Annotated in this window: 14 protein-coding genes and 5 pseudogenes; 9 read left to right on the top strand and 10 right to left on the bottom strand. The window is 68.2% G+C overall.

What is annotated here, in order from left to right:
• Positions 1-77 precede the first annotated feature (77 nt).
• A complete protein-coding gene (locus tag AC07FA_RS17760) occupies positions 78-776 on the top strand; it encodes a nucleotidyltransferase domain-containing protein (RefSeq protein ID WP_479076461.1) in 699 nt (232 codons plus the stop codon).
• A 44-nt stretch (positions 777-820) separates the two neighbouring features.
• On the opposite strand, the pseudogene AC07FA_RS17755 reads toward AC07FA_RS17760, so the two are convergent.
• Positions 821-1018 (bottom strand): annotated as a pseudogene (locus tag AC07FA_RS17755) (ATP-binding protein); the annotation flags it as partial.
• A gap of 858 nt (positions 1019-1876) precedes the next feature.
• On the opposite strand from AC07FA_RS17755, the gene AC07FA_RS17750 reads away from it, so the two are divergent.
• Both AC07FA_RS17750 and AC07FA_RS17745 read left to right on the top strand, forming a co-directional pair.
• The gene (locus AC07FA_RS17750; protein ID WP_479076460.1) at positions 1877-3232 is read left to right on the top strand and encodes a hypothetical protein; all 1356 of its coding nucleotides are present in this window, start codon (positions 1877-1879) and stop codon (positions 3230-3232) included.
• A gap of 177 nt (positions 3233-3409) precedes the next feature.
• Positions 3410-3837, top strand: a pseudogene (locus AC07FA_RS17745) (DUF6325 family protein).
• A gap of 33 nt (positions 3838-3870) precedes the next feature.
• On the opposite strand, the gene AC07FA_RS17740 reads toward AC07FA_RS17745, so the two are convergent.
• The gene (locus tag AC07FA_RS17740) at positions 3871-4515 is read right to left on the bottom strand and encodes a GAP family protein (RefSeq protein ID WP_479076458.1); all 645 of its coding nucleotides are present in this window, start codon (positions 4513-4515) and stop codon (positions 3871-3873) included.
• A gap of 364 nt (positions 4516-4879) precedes the next feature.
• On the opposite strand from AC07FA_RS17740, the pseudogene AC07FA_RS17735 reads away from it, so the two are divergent.
• Positions 4880-5011, top strand: a pseudogene (locus tag AC07FA_RS17735) (transposase); the annotation flags it as partial.
• Positions 4980-5609, top strand: coding sequence for a DUF6624 domain-containing protein (locus tag AC07FA_RS17730; RefSeq protein WP_479076456.1), 630 nt, complete (start codon positions 4980-4982; stop codon positions 5607-5609). The pseudogene AC07FA_RS17735 and the gene AC07FA_RS17730, both read left to right, overlap by 32 nt.
• A gap of 122 nt (positions 5610-5731) precedes the next feature.
• On the opposite strand, the gene AC07FA_RS17725 is transcribed toward AC07FA_RS17730, so the two are convergent.
• The 3 genes from AC07FA_RS17725 to AC07FA_RS17715 all read right to left on the bottom strand — a co-directional run bounded on the left by AC07FA_RS17725 (position 5732) and on the right by AC07FA_RS17715 (position 7605).
• On the bottom strand, positions 5732-6097 hold the full coding sequence (locus AC07FA_RS17725) for a hypothetical protein (RefSeq protein WP_479076455.1): 366 nt from the start codon (positions 6095-6097) through the stop codon (positions 5732-5734).
• 82 nt (positions 6098-6179) lie between these two features.
• Complete coding sequence (locus AC07FA_RS17720; RefSeq protein WP_479076453.1) at positions 6180-6656, bottom strand: hypothetical protein; 477 nt, start codon at positions 6654-6656, stop codon at positions 6180-6182.
• Between the two features lie 400 nt (positions 6657-7056).
• Positions 7057-7605 carry a hypothetical protein gene (locus AC07FA_RS17715; RefSeq protein WP_479076451.1) on the bottom strand — a complete coding sequence of 183 codons (549 nt, stop codon included), beginning with the start codon at positions 7603-7605 and terminating at the stop codon, positions 7057-7059.
• Between the two features lie 582 nt (positions 7606-8187).
• Here AC07FA_RS17715 and AC07FA_RS17710 point away from each other — a divergent pair.
• Positions 8188-8915 (top strand): annotated as a pseudogene (locus AC07FA_RS17710) (ISAzo13-like element transposase-related protein); the annotation flags it as partial.
• Here AC07FA_RS17710 and AC07FA_RS17705 read toward each other — a convergent pair.
• The 4 genes and pseudogenes from AC07FA_RS17705 to AC07FA_RS17690 all read right to left on the bottom strand — a co-directional run.
• Positions 8912-9018, bottom strand: a pseudogene (locus AC07FA_RS17705) (mycothiol transferase); the annotation flags it as partial. The pseudogenes AC07FA_RS17710 and AC07FA_RS17705 overlap by 4 nt on opposite strands.
• 13 nt (positions 9019-9031) lie before the next feature.
• The gene (locus AC07FA_RS17700) at positions 9032-9487 is read right to left on the bottom strand and encodes a peptidoglycan-binding domain-containing protein (protein WP_479076450.1); all 456 of its coding nucleotides are present in this window, start codon (positions 9485-9487) and stop codon (positions 9032-9034) included.
• Between the two features lie 53 nt (positions 9488-9540).
• On the bottom strand, positions 9541-10209 hold the full coding sequence (locus AC07FA_RS17695; RefSeq protein WP_479076448.1) for a hypothetical protein: 669 nt from the start codon (positions 10207-10209) through the stop codon (positions 9541-9543).
• Positions 10206-12599: a glycoside hydrolase domain-containing protein gene (locus AC07FA_RS17690; RefSeq protein WP_479076446.1), complete on the bottom strand. Its 2394-nt coding sequence runs from the start codon at positions 12597-12599 to the stop codon at positions 10206-10208. Before AC07FA_RS17690 ends, AC07FA_RS17695 begins: the two co-directional genes overlap by 4 nt.
• Positions 12600-12932: 333 nt before the next feature.
• Here AC07FA_RS17690 and AC07FA_RS17685 point away from each other — a divergent pair, with 333 nt between their 5' ends.
• Both AC07FA_RS17685 and AC07FA_RS17680 read left to right on the top strand, forming a co-directional pair.
• Entirely contained in the window at positions 12933-13694 is a 762-nt protein-coding gene (locus AC07FA_RS17685) for a helix-turn-helix domain-containing protein (protein WP_479076444.1), read from the top strand.
• Complete coding sequence (locus tag AC07FA_RS17680) at positions 13691-14497, top strand: helix-turn-helix domain-containing protein (RefSeq protein ID WP_479076443.1); 807 nt, start codon at positions 13691-13693, stop codon at positions 14495-14497. Before AC07FA_RS17685 ends, AC07FA_RS17680 begins: the two co-directional genes overlap by 4 nt.
• 36 nt (positions 14498-14533) lie before the next feature.
• Here AC07FA_RS17680 and AC07FA_RS17675 read toward each other — a convergent pair whose 3' ends face one another.
• Complete coding sequence (locus AC07FA_RS17675; protein ID WP_479076442.1) at positions 14534-15076, bottom strand: hypothetical protein; 543 nt, start codon at positions 15074-15076, stop codon at positions 14534-14536.
• 207 nt (positions 15077-15283) lie between these two features.
• On the opposite strand from AC07FA_RS17675, the gene AC07FA_RS17670 reads away from it, so the two are divergent.
• A complete protein-coding gene (locus AC07FA_RS17670; RefSeq protein WP_479076440.1) occupies positions 15284-15931 on the top strand; it encodes a hypothetical protein in 648 nt (215 codons plus the stop codon).
• The last annotated feature ends 8 nt before the right edge of the window (positions 15932-15939 follow it).

Genomic DNA, 15939 nt, shown 5'->3' with positions numbered 1-15939 from the left:
GATGAGATAGGAGCACTCGCTGTGGTGCGGTGGACCCGCTCTCTTACGGGTCCGATGTCGGCACGTACGCTGCGATCATGGATGACCCCGTGCTCACCGCCCGCGAACTGGTGCGGGACCGATTTCCCGCTGCCCGGGCGGCCTTCCTCGCCGGCAGCGTGCTGACCGACCGCCGGACGCCCACGTCTGATCTGGACATCGTGGTCCTCTTGGACGGACCGCCCGCCCCCATTCGGGAGAACCTGATATATCGGGGCTGGCCGGTGGAGCTGTTCGTGCAAACAGAGGCCGCCTGGCACAGTTTCGCCGACCAGGAGACCGCGAACCGGCGTTCGCCGCTGCTCGCCATGTGTGCTGACGGCATGCTCCTGGTAGACACGGATGGGCTGGGCGCTTCGCTCCAGGACGAGGCGCGAAGGCGTTGGGCTGCGGGCCCGCCCCTGCTCTCGGACCGTGAGCGTGACTACCAGCGGTACGTCCTGACGGACTTGCTCGATGACCTGTGTGGCTGCGCGGACCCTGCGGAGCGGGTGTACTTGGTCTCGCGCATGTTGCAGTGTGCCTCGGAGCTGGTCCTGCTGGTCAGCGGGCACTGGCTCGGCGGCGGCAAGTGGTTGTCGCGGCGGCTGGCTGCGGCCGACCCCGGGGTCCACCGCGCGTTGTCCGAAGCTGCCGCGCAGGCGATCGCCGGGGACGCGAAGGTCTTCGCCGAGGTCGTGGCAGAGGTGCTGGACAAGTCTGGCGGCCCCCTGTGGGACGGGTATGCCATCCGGTGAGTCGGTGGGGCGCGATCACGGCCACCACAGGGGTATGGCCGCGGTCAGCCGGCTGAGGCCCGTTGTTCGGCGCGGGCGCGGGTGGTGACGAGTCGGTAGGAGTCAGTGCCGGTCTCGATGATGTTGCCGCCGAAAGTGAGGCGGTCGACGATGGCCGCGCAGAGGCGGGGGTCGGTGAAGGTGGAGGTCTTGGTCCAGCCGGAGAACGACTCGTTCGAGGCGATCGCCACGCTGTTCCCCTCCCCTGATCTGATCCGGCAGCGTTGCCAGCGGTCGCAGAGCGCGTGACGCCGGGCCCGCTCCGTCGTTGCACAGCGCGAACTCATACCGGGCCCCGTGGGCGTCGTGGCTGATCCCCCGGGGCCCATGGTGTGTCCGGATCCGGCCGGGTGAGTCCTCTTCGGCCGCCGTGGCGGCGAGCCAGTCGGCGGCTTCGGCGTCGGTCATCAACAGGACCTGCGTCGGGTGGGCGGTGCCCTCCTTCACGACGTGGGCGCGGCCCGGGTGCGCGCTGCTCTTGGGGGCGGGGCCGGCTATCGGGGCGAGCTGCCGCCAGATGCCCTCACTGAACCGCGAGAGGACGAGGGTGGCGAACTGTTCGCGGGTGGCCGGGGCGAGGCCGCCGACGACCCGGCCGTTGTAGAGGGCGTAGATGCGGGAGCGGTGTCCCGCGTGCAGGACGTCCTCGAGCGCGGTGATGGCCGGGGACTTCTTCGGGTCCTTCTGCCGGAAGTTCTCCCAGTAGCTGGCGAGCTGCCGCAGGGTGGTGTCGGCCCGGTCCAGGACGACCACCAGGCGGGGCGCGTCGTCGAGGATGTCGTACCGGGCGGGTGGGTCTGCGCCTCGATGGGCGCCTTGCCCGCCTCCACCGCGATCTGCAGCTTCCGGTCAGCAACATAGCGCCTGACCATCGGATACGACACGTTCGCGCCGTGTTCCTCGACCAGCCGGTACGGCTCCTGGACCTTCCCCAGCATTGCCGCTTGAGAGTAGGTCTGAGCGCTGCGTGTGTCGTTCACTCTGACGGTCGCCGAGGGCTCGCGCGTGGCCGTGGGCGGGGTTCTGCTGGCCTTTAACCCACAGCACGAGAAGGTCGAGCCATGCCGAACGGCGGATCAGCGGGTCCCGGCGGTGAACGACCTGACGCGTCGAGCCCCGGTGAACGCTCCGAGCTGGAGCGGCTACAGGCACGTATCACCGCTTTGGAGGCCGACAAGAAGGCTCGGGCTCCGCGTCACCGGTGGCGGTCCTTCTTCTCCGGGTTGCTCATCGTCATTGGTTGCATTCTTGCCCCACTGGCCGCTGTCGCAGCCTGGACAGGGGATGAGATCGGCGACAGGGACAGTTACGTTGACACGGTCGGCCCGCTCGCTTCCGACCCCGACATCCAGGCGGCCGCCGCGATCCGGGTCACCAACGCGGTGATGGAACACATCGATCTGCCGACCCTGCTGGAGGGAGTGGCGCCGGCTGACCGGCCGCTCGCTGAGAAGGCCCTGGGTAAACTCGGCGGCTCACTGGAGAGCGCCGTCCGGAGCTTCGTCCACGAGAAGTCGGAGGAGATCGTCTCCTCCGACACCTTCGAGGACTTCTGGACCGATGCCAACCGTCGGATCCATGCAGCCGTTGACAAAGCCCTGACGGGTAGCGGTGACGGCGCAGTGAAGATCAACAACGACTCGGTCACCGTCGACCTCAGCCCAGTCGTCGACCAGGTCAAGCAGCGCCTCATCGACGACGGATTGACCGCGGCCTCGAAGGTCCCGGACGTGCACACCGACTTCACGGTGCTGCAAGCCGACGACGTCGGCAAGGTCAAGACGTACTTCCGGATCCTGCAGATGGCCGGGTTCTGGCTGCCCGCCCTTTCCGTGCTGCTCATTGCCGCCGGGGTCCTGCTGTCCGTGCACCGTCGCCGCATTCTCGTGGTGGCCGCGCTCGCTTTGGCCTTCGTCATGCTGCTGCTCGGCGGAGCCCTGACCCTCTTCCGCGTGGCGTACCTGAACGCGCTGCCGGAGACCGTCTCTCAGCCTGCTGCCGCGTCCGTCTACGACACGCTTACGCGCTACATGCGCACCATGGTCCGCGCGGCCGTGACGCTCGGCGTCGTTGTCGCCCTGGCTGCCTGGCTGAGCGGGCACGGTCGATGGGCGACGCTCGTACGGCAATCGTGGCGCTCCGGCATCGGCTCCGTCCGCGCCACCGCCGACCGGGCGGGTATGCGCACCGGTCCGGTCGGGCCGTTCATCCGGCGCCACCGCACATGGATCACCTGGGTCCTGGTCGGTCTGGCAGTGCTGGCGGCCATCTTGTGGAGCTACCCGTCCGCGCTGGTCATCACCGGCATCGCACTGGTCTGGCTCCTCGCGGTGGCCGTGGTGGAGTTCCTGGCGGGGAACCCGGAGGAAGGACACGCACGGACGGCTGATGTTTCGTCGGGGCAGCCGACCAGCTGAGGACGGCCCGTCTCCAGGAAGTGCGAAGGTACGTGCGGGGTGCTGGACTGGCACAGAGGGCTTCCCGTCGCCGTGCTGACGGCCGCCACCGCCTGCCGTCAGTGACCGGGGCAGGCCCGGACCTCGATCCGCTCGTGAGGAGTGGCCGTGAGCGAAGACCTTGCTGATCTGGAAGAGATGGGGCCTGTCTACTACCTGGTCGTCGAGTTCCCCGGCAACACAAGATGACGGGTGAGGGCTTCCCTCTCCTGCTCGACCTCGTCGAGGGCATCATCCGCATCCTTGACCTCGTCTTCGTCCGGAGGGACAGCGACGGGTCGGTTGCCGCGACAGAGCTGAGGGATCTCGGCGACGGGACCGATTTCTCCGTCTTCGAGGGCGCTTCGTCCGGACTGCTGGACGAGGAAGACATCAACGAAGCCGGTACCGCTCTGGAACCGGGCAATTCGGCGAGGATCATCGTGTACGAGAACGTCTGGGCCCCCTTCACTCAGGCCATGCGGCGCAGCGGTGCTCGACTCGTGACCAACGGCCGTATCCCCGTCCAGGCCCTGCTGGCCTCCCTCGAAGCCGCCGAGGCCGCGGGCACGCAGTCTGGGAGTTGATCGATGTGGTGATCGCAGCTGGAGCCGCCTGCGTCAGGCGACCAGCTCGTAGATGCTCGCAGCCGTCAGCCACAGGCCGGCGAGGAGGGAGAGCGTGACAATCAGCTGCTCCTGGTGCTGGCCCAGCCAGCTCCGCAGGGCGTTCAGCCGGGCTTCCGCGGCCGCAGGTGCCCAGACCGCGTACATCTCCATGACGATGAGGCTGAGTGTGGCCAGCAGGCAGTAGCCGGTCAGCGCGATCCAGTCGCCGGCGGTGGAGAGGTTCGCCTCAAGGGCCGTCGCCGCACCGGCGCCGACCAGTCCCCAGGGCTGCAGTAGCCACGCCAGACTGGCTGCCGCAACCCAGGAGGCGTTGTCGATCCGGGCAGCCCAGTGCGGTGGGCCGTGCGGGCGAGGCGGGCGGTGCCGCCGGTGCGCGCCGTACAGCACCAGCGCCAGACCGATGGCGAGTTTCGCGGCGATCGCGGCGGTCGAGGGCGCGCTGTGACGGGCCGGGGGCTGACCGCCGGTCAGCAACACCACGACGGCAATCACGGCGATCAGGTTGGCCAGCCACGACACGAGGAATGCCAGCCCCTGACGGACGCCGCGACGCGAGGAAAGCAGCAGGATGAAGGCGCTGTTGTGCAAGGGCCCCAGGGTGATAGCCGTACCGATCACCACCAGGTCGAGGACCATCGGACCAGTCTCTCCTGGGTGTCATGGCCGTCCGCCACCCAAGCAGTAGGGACCGGCCGGCACAGGGACGCGGCGCTGCCGCGATGCCGCATCCCGACTGTGCAGGCGGCGGCCTGGCAGGTCAAGCAGGCCACGCCCATTAAGCCTGCCAGTCCATTTGGGAAATGCATCGCCGGCTTACGTCTGCCTCGGATTCAACGAGGCCACCGAGACGCGATCCTGGGCACCACCAGGCATCTCTTCACAGCCCGAACCGCCTTTGCCTGGGCCTGTAACCCGCTAGGCCGTGTATCGAAAGTGGATCTCGGGCTGTGAATGATCACGGCTCATGGGTCGGGGAGATCTCACGTACGAGCAGTGAGCAGTGCTGGAGCCGTTATTGCCAAAGGATGCCAGGACGGGGCGACCACCCGTCTGGCCTCGTCGGCGGCTGATCGACGGCATACGGTTCCGGGTCAGGACCGGTGTGCCATGGCGGGTCGTCCCCGTCGAGTACGGACCTTACGACATCCAGGTCGCCCACCACGCTGGCCTCGCGGACACCCAGGCCCTGCCCCGGCTCATCACCAAGTTCGGCTGGCCCGGCCGCCGTCTGGTGGGCGACGCGGGCTCCGAGGCGGCCCTCGCCATCGCGCTACAGGCCGATCACGACAACCGCCTTCCAGACCACCTTGCTGACGATGCTGGCCGAGGCCGCCCGCCCCGGGGACGCCACGTCGGCCCAGTGGGCTCACCTGCGCGACCGATGTCTCGTCCCCAGCGACCCGCAGGAGTACGGCACGCAGTACTGGCTGCGCGACGGGCGGATCAGGCTGCATTCCGTTGTCGACCCCGGCGGCCTGGACGAACGGCGGGCCGACGTCGGACTGCCCGGCCAGCTCGCCCGACTGTCGGGACTGCTGGAGATGGACGGCCACATCACCGTCCCGCGGCCGGGCAGCTCCAACGACAACGCCATCTTCGTCCCCCCGGCGACCGCTGGTGGGAGTACCCGCAGGCGTGGGCGCCCTGGCACGCGTCGACGAACATCGCCGTCCGGCTCCGCGACGCCGACGGCACCCTCAGCTTCCGGCAGCTCAGCGCCGCCAGCATGAAGACCTGCTACTGGTCAGCCGAGCACCGCCTGACTGAGGCCCGGTGGTGCACCACTCTCGCCGAGCCCGGATAGCCTAGTAGGCCGTGCAGGCGCGTATTGGAACCCTCGGAATGGGTGGGTCTATTCGTCGAGGTACTGGTGTCTGGTGTCGGCGGGCGAGATGACGAGCTGGCCTTCGCGTACCTGCCACTCAGTCGTCCCATCGACTTCGTGGCTGGCAAGGAACAGGCCCCGGATGAGGTCTCCGTCGTCGTCGGAGGCCGGGATCCGGGCGATCTCTTGGAGCTGGTCCGTGAACCAGTCCAGGGCTGATGCGCGAATGTCGGCGCCGTAGAAGATGTAGCTGGTCCAGTTGACCTGCTGTCGCGGTGTGCTCCATCCCCCGGAGTAGTGATCGTCCGCGTGGGACGAGATGATCTCCTGGACGGTGGTGAGTTGCGTGTTATCGCACTCCAGCCATCCTCTGACCGACACGTAAACGCCCATCTTGTATGTCCTTTCTGTCGTTGTCAGTCCTGGTGCGTGAGCCGTCGGCTGACGTTTGCCGCGTAGGTTCCCCAGTCGTCAGCTACGGCTCGCTGCCATTTGACGGCGACGGTGATGTCGATGCCGAGAGTTCGGGCGAGGACCGCGGCGGGCAGTTCGGTGGCGAGCTGGAACAGGCGGTCGAGCGGGTCTCGGCGAGTCGGATGCCGAGTTTGCGGAGGCGTTCGCCCATGGCCCAGACGCTGATGGGTCGGCCGGACTGGCCGCCGGGGAACAGCCAGGGCGAATCCGTGCGTCCGAGGACGGCGTGACTGCCTCGAACCGAGACCTGCCGAACGGCCAACTCGGCGACCAGTTCCGGCAGTTCCACCGGGACATCGCCGAGTCGGATGCGGATCGCTCCATCAGCCTGCTCGATGTCGTCGATGGTAAGACGGGAGATCGCTGCGGGCCACTGGGCATAAAGGAGAAACAGCAGGCCGGCGAGGCGGTCCTCGGTCCGGATGGTGTCGTCGTGCAGGAGTCGGCGGGCTGTGGCCCAGCGGGCCTCGTCGTCCATGGGCCGGGAGGGGCCGTTCCATCTCAGGGCCGGGAAGCTGAGGTCGCGGCATCAACGAGCAGACCACCACCGATGTCGACGAGATCCTCGGCTGGCTGTGCCGGACGCGGGACGCAGTCGCGGATCGATCGTCTTCGTCTTCAGGAAGCGAGCCGCCGGTTGACGAGCCCAGCCTTCCTGCATCCCCTTGAACACACGACCGCTGCCGGGTCGAGGTGCACCACATTCCGGGCCAGAACAAGCCGCGCTGACCCTGCTGCCTCGGCAGTCACAGAGCTGTTGTAGCCAACGCAACATTGTTGCGGCAGCTTCCTTGGCCCCAGGTCACCGCTAGGAGTGAACTTCCGGCGAAGGGGGCCTCATCGCGATCGACCAGCAGTACGGCGAGCTAGGTGGGCAGTCAGCCGACCGGACCTGTTTCGGCGGCGAACTTCTTCATGCACTTGTCCTCGAATGCCACCAGGGTGACCACTCCGTCTGGGAGCTTCGTCCACGTCCGTTGGTACTCCGTGACCAGGGTCCAGCCGCGCTGCTTGAGGATGACCCGGACTTCGGAGATCACTCCGTCCTTGCCCTTGCTCTCCTCCCGCTCGCCGCGCTGCCGCCAGTCGCGCTCGTGGAGCTCGCCCACCACCGCCTCATAGCGGGCTACGTCGACCGCGGTGGTCTCGGTGCCGAAGCCCTTGAAACCGACGCTGCACGAGCCCACCAATCCGTCCGAAGCCTTCCTGGTACGGGTGTATGCCGGGTCGTTCGCCGGAGCGCCCGCGTCCGCGGCCGAGGTGTCGAGGTCCGCGCGCACAACCTCCCTCGTGAGCGGCCCGGTGCCCTTGGGTCGGGGCGACGCCGGGGCGGCTGCCGCCCCGGCGTCGGCGTCGCTCGTGCCGCAGCCCGCGGCTCCGAGCGCGATGACCGTTATCGCTACGGCGGCCCAGTTCGTTCTTCGCACAGTCGTACCCTCCCAGGTCACGGAGGACATGCGCCCCTGTGATCAAGGCAGGAGTGTGTCACTGATAGAGCTGTCCCGTCATCGGGTCGCCTTCCGGGCGTGGAGCCGGTCGGCGATCTCTGCGTCCATCGAGAGGGCCTGATGCCGGTCCCCCGCGCGGGCCGCGATGTAGGAGGAGTCAGAACTACCCGTTCTTGTCCTGCTCTCTGCGGCACAGCGGGAGGCTGGTCTGGTTGACACTGACCAGGCCGGTGGCCACCCGATGGAGCCGGTCCGTCAGCATCACTCGCAAGGCTTTGACAGCGGACGCGCGATCCACTGCCGAAGATCGGACGGGTACGCAATGTGCCAGAGCGTCCTCAGATCTCTGCTGCGCCGCCGGCGACGACGGCCGCTCAGTTCGTGTCGGCCACCGAAAAGTCGGGGGCTGTCTTGGCCGGGCCGGTGTCTGCAGACGGCCAGGCACAACTGAGCGACTCACCCACCCGCTTGGCGGTCGCTGTGCGGACGAGACCGCCGCTCGAGTACACCGACTCTGATGCCGCGCCAGTAATCGCTTCGTAGATCCGCTGGCCACGGTCTTTAGACCTTGCCCGCCTGGCCGCGGAAACCGGGCTGGTCATCACGGTCTGCCACCTACCGCCGGGCACGTCGAAGCGGAACAAGATCGAGCACCGCCTCTTCTCCCACATCACGATGAACTGGCGCGGACGCCCCCTGACCAGCCACGAAGTCATCCTCGAATCGATCGCCGCGACCACCACCCGCACCGGACTGCGGGTGAAGGCCGAGCTGGACACCAACGCCTACCCCACCGGCATCGGTGTCGGCGACGCGGAAATGGCAGCCCTGCCCTGACCCGGCACACCTTCCACGGTGAGTGGAACTATGTCCTGCACCCCCAGCCGAGCCCGACCATCCCGGCAGCCCGCAGCGGCCGGCCACCGACATCTCAGTCGCATCCGGCGCTGCTGGCCGACCCCGCACTGACCGGCCTGGCTCCGCACCAACTGCAGCACCTCGTTCGCGCCCTGGCCACAAAGGGCGACACCCGCCGCGGACGCCCACCCCGGCTCACCTTCGCCGACCAGGTCCTGGCTACCGTGCTGCATCTGCGCGTCAATCTGGCCGCAGAACCTCTTGCTGTGCTGTTCAACAGCAGCCGCACGGCAATGCACCGCACCCTGCTGAAGATCAGGCAACTGCTTGAAGCGCAGGGCATCACCCCACCGACCGCCCTGGCAGCCCTTCGAGCCAGAGTGGCCGCCCAAAGCAGCAGCCCCAACAGCAAGATCAAGACGACAGGTTAATGATCGGCAGACCCTTGGTCGCCGGTCGTGCCGTCGAGCATCTCGCGCAGGATGTCCAGGTGGCCGTAGTGGGGGTCTCCTCGGTGAGATGGAGGAGGATCCACCCGGATGATCCGTCAGATCTGACTGCAGTCGTCGTAGCCAGGGGTGACGGGCTTGAAGTAGTGGATGAGCGCGTCGCGGGTGTTCGGGCCGTAGACGCCGTCACCCGTGACGCCCGACCTGTTCTGCGCCCGGATCAGGGCCAGGCGGGTGTTCTCGCCGAAGTCGTTGTCCACGCTGAGGTTCTCGCGGTAGCACTTGTTCAGAGTGCGCTGGAGCGCGCCCACGGCGGAGCTGTTGGAGCCCTTGCTCATCTGGCACGTCCTGGTGACGCTGTTGCTGGTGCGGTACACGGGAATCTGCGCCTCACCCAGCCACTCGCCGAAGTTCAGGCGGACGGCGGTCGTCGAGTTGCACCAGCCAATGGCGGCGGCGGGTGTGGCGGTCAGGAGGGTGCCGCCCATGCCGGCCAGCACCATCGTGCCGGAGATGAAGGCCGCTTTCGTGCGGGTCATCCGGGTCCTTGCCATGCTGTTTCTCCTCTGTCACGTGCTTCGGTGGGTGAAGTGGTTCAGGGGGTGGGTCAGCCGTTCCCTCGCTGGGCCTGCGCCAGCCGACGCGCCCGTTTCCGCCGTTCCGGGGTGGCCGGGTCGTCCGGTGCCCCGGGGTGCGGAGCGTCGTGGCGGGCCGGACCGCCGCCGAACGCCGCGGTGAGGCGCCCGAGGGTGCGGGAGTCCGGCTTCACGTCGATCTGGAAGTGGTCCGCGGTGGCCGGTGACAGATCGAGGCCCCAGCGCACGGTGCCGTCGCAGTCCGCGAGGATGTCGCGCACGATCGCCGTCTGGTGCGGCCACAGGCCGTCGCCCGCGCCGGGGAGGACCAGCGCGGTCCCGGAGAGGCGGTTCGACGCGTAGGCGGTCCGCACGGCGCGGTCGGTGGCGTGGCCCAGGACGTCCGAGGCGGCGTGGAGCGGCATGACCTCGTAGTGCCAGCGCCGCGCCACATGCAGCAGGACGGCGGCCGCGTCCGCGTGCAGACGAACGGTGGCCGGGGAGCCCTCGATGCGGTACGACTCGACGGCGTCCGGGTCAATGATCCAGCCGTTGTCACTGCGGCCCGCGTCCCAGAGCCTCGCACGGGCGGGTGCGGCTGGTGTGGTGCGGGGCGCGGCGGTGGCGGGTTGCTGCGGCAGGGCCAGCAAAGCGGTGGCCGCTCCCGTGGCCACCAGGAGTGTGCGGCGGTCGATGGTCACGATGCGCCTCCTTCGGCGTCGACGCGGTCGGTGAGCGCCCAGCGGAAGCCGAGCAGGAAGGAGTTCAGTTCGGATGCGGGGATCGCCGTGGGGTACTGCTCGATATCGAGCCCTTCCTTCTCCATGGCGATGATGTTCACGCCGTACTGCCACGTCTGGTCACCGGTCAGCGCCCGCCTGGCCAGATCCTCGACCCGTACGTAGTCGGCGCCAAACCGGTTCGCGTAGAAGTTGCGCCAGCGCTCCTCCGCGTTGATCCCACCGGTCGACACCTGTGTGTAGTACTCGGAGACGGCCTCCGACATCCGCTGCCCGGACTGCAGGCGGCGGCTCAGGTTGAACGCGTCGGCGTCCTCGATGAAGTCGCTGTAGCCGAAGGTGGAGTCCACGTCGGTGCGGCCCAGCCGGTCCTGGCAGAACGCCAGACCGGTCGGGTAGGCGTCCCGGTTCTTGCGCCACTCGATGTAGAAGGTCAGCAGGTCGCCGCCCCAGCCTGCCATGTCGGCGAGGTTCGGGCTGTCGATGGAGACAGGGCGGCGGAGGAAGCCCTCGGTGGAGGCCATGAGGTGTTGGGTGGCGATCGGCTGCTGGGAGACCGGGTCGGTGAACTCCAGGATGTCCTTGTCGGAGATGCCCTTGCCCTTCACGTACGAGATCCAGACGTCGTCGATCGGACGCAGCAGGGCATCCCACACCACACCGTCGTACTCCCCGTGCCGGAGGAACTGGGTGACCAGCTGATTGCGGCTGATTCCCTCCTCGTTCCCGTAGGTATCAGCCGCGGCTTCGAGTTGCCTCAGACGGGCGGCGAACGTGTCGAGTTCCGGTGCCGGGGAGTTGACCGAACCGGATCCGGGGTCAGTCGACCCACGCCAGACGTCGTGGTCGAGATCCCGCACCCCGTCCCCGTCGAAGTCGAACTCGCGGATCTGGTTGATGGACCAGTTGCGCGGCAGCGGGTAGCCGAGGTTTCCGGAGAAGCCCCAGGACATGCCGCTGACGAAAGACCAGCGGGCACCGGTGTTGCGGGACACCTGCTCGCACACGTTCCGCGAGCCGTACACGCCGAACTGGTAGTAGTTGCCGTACTGGGAAAGCTTCGAGCGGACCCCCTTGAAGTACGGGATGATGTACTGGTTGATCTCGGTGCCGATGGCGTCGTAGTCGACCGCGAAGTAGATGCACGTGCCCCGGTTGAATCCGAAGCTCCGGGCCTTCTGGTACGCGTTCCAGCCGTCCAGTTCACCTCGCGCGTACGTGAACTCGCTTGCTGCGCCGCCGTAGTACTGGGAGATCGGGAACACGCGCAGTCCCGCGTCGAAGATCGTCTGGAGTTCGCCCGGCTTGATGACCTTGTCGAGCCAGCCATTGTCGCCCTCCTGCGGTTTCTCGTCCAGGTAGCGGCCGACGAGGCGGTATCCGGCGTTGTACAGAGCCTGACCGCGCTGCGGGGTGATCGTGGTGATGCCGTCGCATCCGGCGGCGGGCCGGGTCGGATCACCGGAGGAAATCAGCAACTGCGCCCAGGTCCGGTAGGTACCCGTGGCGTTGACCGGCCCCAGCAGGGAGAAGCGCTTGAAGGCGCGGAGCCATTCGCCGTGTTCGGTCGCGGTGAAGGAGAAGTCGTAGGGGTATTCACCGTAGTCCTCGTCGTACGTCGGCGAGTTGAACAGGCAGGCGGCCTTGAAGAGGTAGCCCAGTGGCGTGTCCAGGTCATCGGGCTCGACGTTGTGGTTCAACAGGCCGGCGATGGTCCCCTCGCCGAAGTATCCGGTAATGCCCGCCGGAGCGATGCCGATCTCATACTGGATGGCCATCATCAGGCCCTGCTGGACATCGCGCGAGTACACGCCGTCGCAGGGCACCAGGCTCATGGCGGGGATGCTGATTCCGAGTACGTAACGAGAGTTGAGTTGGCGTTGGATGCCCTGGACCAGGGTGTCACCGCCGGGCACCAGGCGGAACTGGTCCATGCGCAGTAGTGCCTTGGTCACGCGCGGCCACATGTCGGCGCTGATCGGGATCTCGGGCGGGCAGCCCATGCCGGCCCACAGGTCCATGAGCGAGCTCTGGGCGGTGGAGTCCCAGGTTTCGGGGGTCGCCGAGCCGTAGTAACCCTTGCACCACAGGGCGTAGTTGTAGATCCGGACGATGTTCCTGTTCGTCTCGGATCCGGGCCGGAGATTGCGGGACCGCACCTTGGCGTACGTGCCGGGGCCGAAGTTCTGCACGAGGGGCGAGATCCCGAGCTCGTGCTGGAGGGCTTGGGTGAGGCTGAGTACGGTGCCCCAGCCGGTGCTGCCGTCCTCGTCGCAGTCGAGGTACCCGTTCACGCCGCCATAGGTCGCGTTCACCCACTTCTGGGCCGCGAGCACGTTCGGATCGTTCATCGTTCCTCTCCTGGAGGTTCGGTCGGTTCCTGGACGTTCGGTCATGTACGGGCGGGGGTCGGGGCGCAGGCCGGACCGGAATTCCCCCGACGGCTCCGGTCCGGCCGCGGCACGACGGAGCCGACGCCCCCGTCCTCCGTGCCGGACAGAGCATCCGATGCCGCGCGTGCCGGGCGCCAGAGCCTTCCGGACGGTGGGGCGATCACGGGACGGGACGGCCGCTGCCTGCGGCGATACGGACCCGGGTGGGGTAGGAACGGGACGGGTGCGCATCGGTGCCGGTGTTCTGGCATGCTGACGCCCGGCGCAGCCGAAGACAGTTATGGGGGGACTATGGCGCGGTGGAAGGGCCTTTCGGAATCGCTCGATCCGCACCTGCGGCAGCTGGTCGTGCTGCTGCGTGAGCACAAGGACCGCAAGGGGCTGAGCATCGCGGCGCTCGCGGCCAGGACCGGATTCGGCAAGTCCTCCTGGGACCGGTATCTGAACGGCCGGGTGCTGCCTCCCGAGGAGGCCGTCGAAGGGCTTGCCCGGGTCTGTGACACGGAGGCCGCTCCGCTGCTGGAGCTGCGGGAACTGGCTGCCGCGGCGCCGGCCCCCGACGGACCGTCCGAAGGGGAGAGCGCCCCGGTGTCCCGTCTGCCCGTGCCCTGGCTCGCGATGCTGCTGTCCAGTGTCACCACGGCCCTCGTGATGCTGCTCGGACTCCTGCTCGTCGCCCCCTGGGAGGGTGCCACGAAGGCTGGGGGCAATGCCGAGAGAACCCCGCTCCCCGGCCCCGTCCACCCGAGCCTCGGTGTCTTCACCTACAAGGCCGGCACGACGTACGAGTGTCAGGTAGCGCGGGACACGGAGGACGGGCTGCTGTACGCCGGGTACAGCCGTACCCGGTCCGAGCAGCTCCAGCGTGATGCCTCCGGCTGGTCGGTGGTGGAGGCCCAGTGCCTCCTGGAGCACCGTGCCTTTTCGGCCGGCAGCGTCGACGGTGCCTTCGGGAACAACACGGACCGCGCGGTGCGGCGGCTCCAGGAGGCGGCGAAGATCGCGGTGGACGGAATTGCCGGGCCGGACACCTGGAAGGTGCTGCGGAAGTGACCGGGCGGGACATGCTGCCCGAGTGGGCGGGACTGTGCCGGACCCTGCGGGAGCTGCGTGCCGGTACGGGGCTGAGTCTCGCCGCCCTCGCCGCCAAGACGCCGTACAGCAAGTCGTCCTGGGAGCGGTATCTCAACGGGCGCACGCTGCCGCCCCGGCAGGCGGTCGAGCAGCTGTGCGCGCTGGCCGGGGCCGATCCCCGGCGCCCGCTCGCCCAGTGGGAGCTGGCCGAGACGGTGTGGAGCGGCCGGGCGGGAGAGGGACGGCAGAGCCCGGCGTACGACGAGGTGGCCGCCGCGCCCGCCCGCCGACCGCGCCCCTGGGTCCTCGGCGCCGCGATCCTTGTCGTCGTCGCCACCGCCGCGACGCTGGCGGTCCTGTTGCGCCCGGGGCCGTCCCCGGACCCGCTTCCCGCTGTCGATGTCCGGGCCACGGTGCAAGGCCCCGGCTGTCACGGTACTAGCTGTACCGGCAAGGACGCCGAGGACCTGGAGTGCTCCAACTTCGCCGAACCGCCCACCACCCTCGGCGAACAGCGGCTTGACGGGACCGTGGTGAAGGTACGCCACTCCGCCGTGTGTGAAACGGTCTGGGCCCGTATCGACCGGGGCAAAGAGGGGGACCTGGTGGAGGTCCTGGTGCCGGCTGTCCCGGCTCAACGGGTCGCCGTCAAAGACCGGTTCGATGCGACGGGCTCGGTCTCCACGCCCATGGCGGCAGCATCCGGTGCCGCGCTGCTCCAGGTCAGGGCCTGCCTGGTCCGGGCGGGCGAACGGCACTGCTTTACGGCGGCCCCGAGCTGAGTGACACCCGCGCCGGTCAGCGGGGGCCCGGGTCGGTCAGTGGCCTCCCCGGTTCTCCACGCACGGCCCCGTTCCCGGCTGCGGTTCGGCGTAGGCGCCGTGCACCTGGATGGTCAGTTCCTTCGCCGTCAGGCGGCCGGACACGCACACGTCCCCTGTGTGAACGCTATAGAGCCCGTCCCAGATGTAGACGCCGTGCTCCTTCCCGCAGCCGAGGTGTGCCAGTGCCGCCGTGATCCGCTTCTCGCTGACGTCGCCCTCCTTCCGGGCCTTCTCCAACTCGTACCGGATGCGCTTCGCCGACGCCTCGCCCTCGGCGCGCTTGTCGGGGCTGAGCTCGCCCGCCATGCGGTAGGCGTGGTTGTCGCCGTAGTTGGGCGGCCGGTCGTCGCTGTTTCCCTCGTGCGGTGCTCCGTTCGCGGAGGTCGCGGTGGGCGTGGGAGCGGACGTCCGCTTCGAGGGCGCCTCGGTGGGCTGGGCGCACTTCGGCCGGGGAGCGAACGACGGCTGCAGAACGGCTGATTGGGCCTGCTGCTGCCCGGCGTGTTCGGTGCCGCACGCGGTCACGGCGAGCGCCATGAGGGCCACTGCTGCGGCTGAACATCTGAGGCGTGTTCCGAGGTGTGGGGTGAGAGGCATGGCATGAGTCTCCGGGGCCGGGACTGTGCTTGGCATGAGTAGGAGTACTCCTGTTACGGCCGGGGGCCCGCCGGCTAAGACCTGTCCCGGAATTCGTGCCGGGCTGGTACGCCACTCCCCCAGGGCGGGAGGGGTCGGCTACCGGCCTTGGCGCTTGCGTTCGACGCCCGCCCCGGGAAGAGTTCCGTCCTGCGGACGCCGTTCGGGCGATGTATTGGGAGCAGGGGCAGAGAGATGTGTGTGATGGATGCGGCGGTCAAAGAGGCTGCCGTCGCTCGGTTCCTCCGCGAGTATCCGCAGATAGAGCGAGCTGCATGCGACCACCCCGCGCTGCTGGGCTGCGCCGATGTCGACTGGTCACAGATTCCTGGGTGCCCTGTGGGGGTCCCGGTCCTGCTCCGCGGCCTCTTGGATGAGGTAGCCGGCCCCGAGGCCCTGCCTGTGCTGGGCAATGTCTTGATGAACAGTGTCTTCCACGTGAGTGCCGTGATGCCGGCTGTCCTGCCCTTCCTGATTCGCCTGGCAGCCGTCCCTGACATCGCGGTGCGGCCCGGCCTGGTTGACCTCTTGGTCGTCGCCGCGGAGCTGTCTTCGCCCGTCGACACCGACGATGAACGCCAGGTGTTGCTGTTCGGGAAGGACTGCGATCACCCGGAACGCGAGTGGTGCAGGGCCGCCTTTGCCGCACATGCTTCTGCCCTACGCGCGTTGTCGGAGGACGACTCTCTTCCGGACGGACTGATCAGCGCCGACGACCGCGAGTGCCTGCTCAAGGCTATGGAACCGCAGCCATAGCCGTCCTG

The sequence above is a fragment of the Streptomyces sp. NPDC045968 genome (assembly GCF_056430475.1).
This window is presented reverse-complemented; position numbering and strand designations above follow the sequence as displayed.